This window comes from Mammaliicoccus sp. RAM2 (genome assembly GCF_045897195.1).
Classification (GTDB): Bacteria; Bacillota; Bacilli; order Staphylococcales; family Staphylococcaceae; genus Mammaliicoccus; species Mammaliicoccus sciuri.
Genome location: NZ_JBJNWI010000019.1, coordinates 1 through 1,639 on the forward strand (window position 1 = coordinate 1; position 1,639 = coordinate 1,639).

General features: G+C 50.8%; 1 rRNA gene. It reads right to left on the reverse strand.

Annotated elements, in window-relative coordinates:
- Positions 1 to 41 precede the first annotated feature (41 nt).
- Positions 42 to 1,594: ribosomal RNA gene (locus ACJTHF_RS13980) — 16S ribosomal RNA — on the reverse strand.
- Between the last annotated feature and the right edge of the window lie 45 nt (positions 1,595 to 1,639).

Sequence of the window (1,639 nt, forward strand, 5' to 3'; positions counted from 1 at the left end):
CGTTATTCCATGACCTAATGGTCATTCCGTAATATCCTTAGAAAGGAGGTGATCCAGCCGCACCTTCCGATACGGCTACCTTGTTACGACTTCACCCCAATCATTTGTCCCACCTTCGACGGCTAGCTCCTAAAAGGTTACTCCACCGGCTTCGGGTGTTACAAACTCTCGTGGTGTGACGGGCGGTGTGTACAAGACCCGGGAACGTATTCACCGTAGCATGCTGATCTACGATTACTAGCGATTCCAGCTTCATGTAGTCGAGTTGCAGACTACAATCCGAACTGAGAATAATTTTATGGGATTTGCTTGGCCTCGCGGATTCGCTGCCCTTTGTATTATCCATTGTAGCACGTGTGTAGCCCAAATCATAAGGGGCATGATGATTTGACGTCATCCCCACCTTCCTCCGGTTTGTCACCGGCAGTCAACCTAGAGTGCCCAACTTAATGATGGCAACTAAGCTTAAGGGTTGCGCTCGTTGCGGGACTTAACCCAACATCTCACGACACGAGCTGACGACAACCATGCACCACCTGTCACTTTGTCCCCCGAAGGGGAAGACTCTATCTCTAGAGCGGTCAAAGGATGTCAAGATTTGGTAAGGTTCTTCGCGTTGCTTCGAATTAAACCACATGCTCCACCGCTTGTGCGGGTCCCCGTCAATTCCTTTGAGTTTCAACCTTGCGGTCGTACTCCCCAGGCGGAGTGCTTAATGCGTTAGCTGCAGCACTAAGGGGCGGAAACCCCCTAACACTTAGCACTCATCGTTTACGGCGTGGACTACCAGGGTATCTAATCCTGTTTGATCCCCACGCTTTCGCACATCAGCGTCAGTTACAGACCAGAGAGCCGCCTTCGCCACTGGTGTTCCTCCATATCTCTGCGCATTTCACCGCTACACATGGAATTCCACTCTCCTCTTCTGCACTCAAGTTTCCCAGTTTCCAATGACCCTCCACGGTTGAGCCGTGGGCTTTCACATCAGACTTAAGAAACCGCCTACGCGCGCTTTACGCCCAATAATTCCGGATAACGCTTGCCACCTACGTATTACCGCGGCTGCTGGCACGTAGTTAGCCGTGGCTTTCTGGTTAGGTACCGTCAAGACTTGTTCAGTTACTAACAAATTTGTTCTTCCCTAACAACAGAGTTTTACGATCCGAAGACCTTCATCACTCACGCGGCGTTGCTCCGTCAGGCTTTCGCCCATTGCGGAAGATTCCCTACTGCTGCCTCCCGTAGGAGTCTGGACCGTGTCTCAGTTCCAGTGTGGCCGATCACCCTCTCAGGTCGGCTACGTATCGTCGCCTTGGTAAGCCATTACCTTACCAACTAGCTAATACGGCGCGGGTCCATCTATAAGTGACAGCCGAAACCGTCTTTCACTATTGAACCATGCGGTTCAAAATATTATCCGGTATTAGCCCCGGTTTCCCGGAGTTATCCCAGTCTTATAGGTAGGTTACCCACGTGTTACTCACCCGTCCGCCGCTAACATCAGAGAAGCAAGCTTCTCATCTGTTCGCTCGACTTGCATGTATTAGGCACGCCGCCAGCGTTCATCCTGAGCCAGGATCAAACTCTCCATAAAAGAAGTAAGCTTGATAAGCTCATTTTTGATTGGTTAAGCCAATCA